The organism is Acidovorax sp. KPB24-07 (genome assembly GCF_057543315.1).
This window is the reverse complement of sequence record NZ_BAAJYS010000244.1, coordinates 1-5,408: the sequence shown is the minus strand read 5'-3', so window position 1 is coordinate 5,408 and position 5,408 is coordinate 1. Positions and strand designations below refer to the sequence as shown.

Genomic DNA, 5,408 nt, shown 5'->3' with positions numbered 1-5,408 from the left:
TGACATGCTGGTTCACATGGTCACGGACGTTGGTGAACCAGCCCACGATGGTGCTGGAAGGATCGTGCTTGCCCTGGTCCATCGCGCCGTAGCGGTTGGACATGTCGGTGCCGTGTTCCTTGATGGTGCCCAGCGGGATGAGGATGGCCTTGCTGTTGTTGCTGTGCCAGGCCGTGCCCTGCTTGCCGCTGGTCTTGAGCTTGACGGGCGTGGCCGGATCGAACGTCCAGCCGTTGGCCACCTGCGTGATCGCGCCCTCGCCGCCGCTGAAGATGTGCGTGCCCATGGACAGGAAAGTGAAGGTAGGGACGAGGGAGGTGGCGGTGGGGGAAAAGAGCCGCAAAGGCGGGTGAGGGTGTTTTAGGCGTGTTGCCCTAGTGGAATATTTCTCAGTTGCTATCGATCTAGGAGCGAAAGAGGATTGACTCAATCACGCACACCGAAGAAAGGGTGGAAAGGACCGGATGCCCTAGTCCTGATTGGCTTGATTGCTATTGAATGCATAGCAAATTGGGAATGATTATCGAGAATTGGCTCAAGATGACTCATGCTTCCTCATTATTGGGCTGCATAACAGGAAATCTAGAAATTGTTGGCAAATTTTAGATTCCTCAGTTTCTTTTAAAGTGAAGAGTAACATTTCAAAATGCATTTCTGCTCCATATTCATTAAACATTGACATTTCTTCGTCAAACAAACCTTTCGTGATGAATTCAATAATATTCTTGTCCGGTTGTTTTTCTATTGTTTTGGAGAATTTTATGGCTTCGACTCTGAACTTTCGAAGTGTTAGCGTGTCAATTTTCCCAAAAATAAAATCGTTTATTTTTTTAATGTATTGAGTGGCTTTTTCTTTATTTTCTTTTTGAATTGAATCGTTGCCAATCAAAATTTCTGTCGCAAAATTGTATATTATTTGCTGTGCATCCTGAAATGATAAATCATCAAGGTTATATTTTTTCTCCAAAATTTTCGCGACTTCCATGTCGGGACGATATTCTTCTTCCATTGTCTCATTCCCTTATTTGGCGCAATCTTGGGTGAAAAGTGGCCTAGGCCATAGTGCTAATTGGTTTTGATGCTATTGAATGAATAGCGGATAGCTGGTGAGCCATCGGTTTGTGCCGGCGCGGTTCGTTGTATCTGCAATGGCTTGGGATTTGAAGCCGTTCGGTAGCTGCTCTGAAAATACAGCCTCCGGTGTTGCGCCTTAATTTTGAATCCGCCGATTTATATTTGATTTTTTCGATGTTTGGTCGGATTGGGATTTTTCGAGAGCCTATATTGGACGACTCGGCGGACAATTTCCGCAGGATCGTTAATAAGAGATTGTACGATGGTGGCTGGAGTTTTTTTGTTTTGAGCAATACTAGATCTCACAGCCTCGTCGCCGTCTTCTGACATTATTTTAAAAAGATCTTCTGGTAAATTTCTCTTTTGTGCGATTCGTGATCGCACGCGCCAATGTGGGCTTTGCGCAAGCAGACGAACTATTTTCTCTGGAGCATAAGTATGATGGGATATCCAGAAATGTAGATTTTCCTCATCCCATAAATCAGACTTTACTCCAAGCAAATATTCCCATGCTTCAACGGGCCAATCTGGCGGCACATCGGTGGAAAAGGTATCGCCCACACTGTTTTCTTTCATTAATTTATCTGCTGATTGAAAATAATCTTCTTTTGGCATTTGTAAGTCCTTGCATTTCATGCTTTTAATATCTACTTCTTTTCCAACGTCCGATTTATGCTTTGCCATGATGTCCCCGTATTCATCAAGGTCCGCTTGCCAGATTAATTTCCCGCCTTTTTCCTGAAACATTTTGAAGGCACTGCTGCCATGTTGTGTCTTGTCCGTCGAATACCAGAGATCTGTCCCCGCTTGTCTAGCATAAGTGGCGTGACCAACGCCTGGCACATGCCCTTTGCATTCACGGTCGTTATTTTCTAGTTTCCATTTTTCGCAATAACATTTACGATTGATTTGGTTAGGTTTTTTTCTTTGCGAATTGAGCCCGAGTGGGTCTTTCCAAGAAGCCGTGTTGGCAGCATATTGAAATAAGTTTGCGCCGCCTCTTAATCCAATCGGATCTTGGCTAACAAACCTCCCCACCGCCGGATCGTAATATCGGTGGCGGTTGTAATGCAGCCCGGTCTCCTCATCAAACTATTGCCCTTGGAAGCGGAAGGGTTGCTCAATCGGCGCAGGAGCGAATGAACGTGCGCTGCTTTGGCTGCCGTGCCCTTCCATCCCCAGCCCATGCTCCATTTGACGCTGGATGAGGCGGTCATCTGTCCCCGTCCTCACCACGGTCCGCAGCGTGATTTCCCCCTAAACCTTGTAATCCGCCGCCCAGGCAATCTGCCCTTGCGCATCGGTCAACTCCAACGGCGCGCCGATCTGGTCGCACTGATACCAGTAGGTGTGCCGGTTTTCTTCGGTGCCCTGGATGCTTTCGTAGGCATAGCGGGTGGTCTGCGTCACGCCATGGCATGTGGTGCTGGACTCGACCAACTGGTGGCCGGCATTCCAGCGCAGGGTCGTGACGCTGGTATTGCCTCCCTTCTGATTGCCCCGAGTGCGCTTCGTCACGTTGCCATGAACGTCGTACTTGAAGTGCATGTCCTGATAAAAGCGCAGGCGGTTATCACCAACCACGCCCGGGCCGGCCCTGGCTTTGCTGCTGTGTTGCCGCCCGACCTGCGCCTCGCCGCCATCCAGCAGATTGCCCGCCGGATCGAACGCGAACAGCTCGCGCGGCTGGTGGCTGCCAGCCCCGGGCAGGGCGGCCAGGATGCGGCCCGTGGGGGCGTAGCGGAAGTCCTGGCGCCCGCGCAGGGTGTCGCCCCGGGCCACCAGTTGGCCCGAGAGGTCGTAGGCATAGGCCCGCTCCAGCAAGGGCTGAGCGGCGACGTTGCCGCTGGCGCGATGACCGATCCGATGGTGGATCAGTCTGCCGGCCGGGTCATATTCGTATTGGCTGGACGTTTTCCCCTGGCTGCGTTCGAGCTCGCGGTGCAGCGCATCACGTTCCATGTCTGCGATGACCTGATGCGGCAAAGGCGCTTGGCCCGCCACCTCGGGCAGCGCGATGTTGATCTGGTGCAGGTGGCCGGAGCCGTAGAACAGCCAGTTCAGCGTTCGCCCATCGGGCAGCAGCGTCTGCATGCGGTTGCCCTGTGGATCGTATTGGTGGCGCAGGGTGCGCTGCATGTCCTGACCGCCAGCGGTTGCGGCTCGGCCTATCCGCGCCGGCAGATCGGGAACGCCCTGGCCGATGAGCGTCTGCGTCTCGCTGAGAAACTGCCCCACCGGGTCGTAGGCAAAGGACAGATGAGCGGCGCCATTGTTCGCCTGGGTCCGCCGGCCCAGTGCGTCGTAACGGTAGATCGCTTCATCGACAGCCTCTTTGCTATCCGAACCTGCTGATCGCTTGGCCAGCAGCCTGCCCAACTCATCGTGCTCGAAGTGCGTCACCTTGCCTAGCCTGGCATCAGTGCCGCCCGGCTTGATCAGGTGGGTCAATTCACTAGCGGCGTTGTACACGTAGCGCTGCCAGCGGCCGTCGAAGCCGATCTCGTCGGTGAGCTGGTCGCGCAGGTTGTAGCGGAAGGTGGTCTGTGCGCGGTTCTCGTTATCCAGGGCGATCAGCCGGCCGGCGCGGTCGTAGTGGTAGGCCAGACTGGTCGCACTGGTACCAGTAGGTTTGTCGGTTCTTTTGCGTGCCCTGGATGCTTGCCAGCGGCACAAAGCTGTCGGGTTCGTACGCGAAGTGCGTTATGCCGTCGAAAAAATTAAAAAGTTTACTATGGAAAATTTAGCAAATAGGATGATTAAGGCCGCGGCAGAATCATGAACCTTTGCTGCGGGGAGTTGTTGCATTTCGAATTTGAGAATTCTCATATTTTTTCATTACTGAATGATTAGATATGTAATTTAGAAAATAATCGCAAGTTGATGCGTCCTCCAGTTTTTGGAGGGTGAACAACAAAGTCTCGAAATACATATATGCGCCATATTCTTCATCGTATGAAGCCACACCTTTGTCAAAGAGACCTTTTGCGATGAATGCAGTTATGTTCTTCAGATGAGATTCATATAGCTTGTCGGTAAGAATAAGACATTCCACTCTTCTTCTTCTGAGTGTTTCCAGATCTATTTTTCCTTGCAAGAAACCACGTATGGTTTCGTTATATAAAGTTATTTTTTCAATATCTTTTTGGTTGTCATTTTTGATTTTTTCGGGAAGTTTATTGGATAAAAATTCTTCAGCGAAATCATGTATTATTTCTTGTATTTCTTCGAATTTGATATCTTTAATTTTATATATTTTGCCTATTATTTTCAGGATTTTTATATCTGATCTTTTTGAGTTGGTCATTCTAAAATCTCAATTGCAATCTTTGATGCCGAGTTGTTTTTGCACATGTCCGCATGAAGGACAAGCATGCATAGGTTTCATTTTTTTGTCGTTTCGCCATACCTTGGATAATGCGCCAGAGGACATTTCTTTAAGTTTGTCAAGTGTCGTGATGCCGGCGGCATTGGCTGCATTGCTTAACGCGTCAGCTTCGGCGCATTCCCCGTGGTATTGGCTGCGAGATTCATGAGGTACATTGTTGTAAGCCTCTTGTACTGCAGGATTGGATATACCTTTACCGCCCTCTCCAGTGCTTAAACCGGTTTGGGTTTGGTTTGGAATCTTTGGGCCACTGAGGGTGCCTTTTGCCCCTGCCAAACCTTTGGGATCAATCCAATTGTTTGAGTTACGTGCATAAATGAATAGATTGATACCGCCGAGTAATCCAATCGGATCTTCACTGACGAACCTCCCCACTCCCGGGTCGTAATACCTGAATCGGTTGTAATGCAACCCGGTTTCCTCATCGAATTGCTGCCCCTGGAACCGTAAGGGTTGCTCAATAGGTAGTGGTGCGTATGAACGGCCACTGGCGTCCTCGCTCCAACTCGCCCCCGGCCCGTTGCCCATGCGGCGTCGGACCGGCGCGTCATCGGTGCCGGTCCTCGCCACTGTTCGCAACCTGGCTTCACCCCAGGCCCTGTAATCCGCCGCCCAGGCAATGTGCCCCTGAGCATCCGTCAGTTCAAGCGGAGCGCCGATCTGGTCGCACTGGTACCAATACGTCTCCGATCGGTCCTGCGTGCCCTGAACCGTTGCCAAGGGTACAAAGCTCGCTGGCTCATAAACGAACAGCGCCTCCTTGCCCCCACGCTGGCTGTGCACCATCAGATCCGCCATCCCCACAGGAAGTGCCGTGACGCCGAACGAGTCGGCCTTGGACACGCGCCGTCCCAGCGCGTCATAGGCATAGCGCGTGGTTTGCGTGACCCCATGGCGCGTGGTGCTGGCCTCGACCAGTTGGTGATCGGCATTCCAGCGCAGCTGG

At 51.3% G+C, this 5,408-nt stretch carries 4 protein-coding genes and 1 pseudogene; all 5 read right to left on the bottom strand.

Annotation, left to right across the window (positions count from 1 at the left end; genetic code table 11):
* On the bottom strand, positions 1-343 hold a 343-nt coding region (locus AC27IQ_RS18350), incomplete at its 3' end, for a hypothetical protein (protein WP_487090319.1).
* Positions 344-535: 192 nt separating this feature from the next.
* Entirely contained in the window at positions 536-1,009 is a 474-nt protein-coding gene (locus AC27IQ_RS18345; protein WP_487090318.1) for a hypothetical protein, read from the bottom strand.
* Positions 1,010-2,007: 998 nt separating this feature from the next.
* Positions 2,008-3,477 (bottom strand): annotated as a pseudogene (locus tag AC27IQ_RS18340) (RHS repeat-associated core domain-containing protein); the annotation flags it as partial.
* A 373-nt stretch (positions 3,478-3,850) separates the two neighbouring features.
* Positions 3,851-4,381 carry a hypothetical protein gene (locus AC27IQ_RS18335; RefSeq protein WP_487090317.1) on the bottom strand — a complete coding sequence of 177 codons (531 nt, stop codon included), beginning with the start codon at positions 4,379-4,381 and terminating at the stop codon, positions 3,851-3,853.
* A gap of 9 nt (positions 4,382-4,390) precedes the next feature.
* A partial coding sequence (locus tag AC27IQ_RS18330; protein WP_487090316.1) for an RHS repeat domain-containing protein occupies positions 4,391-5,408 on the bottom strand: 1,018 nt, incomplete at its 5' end.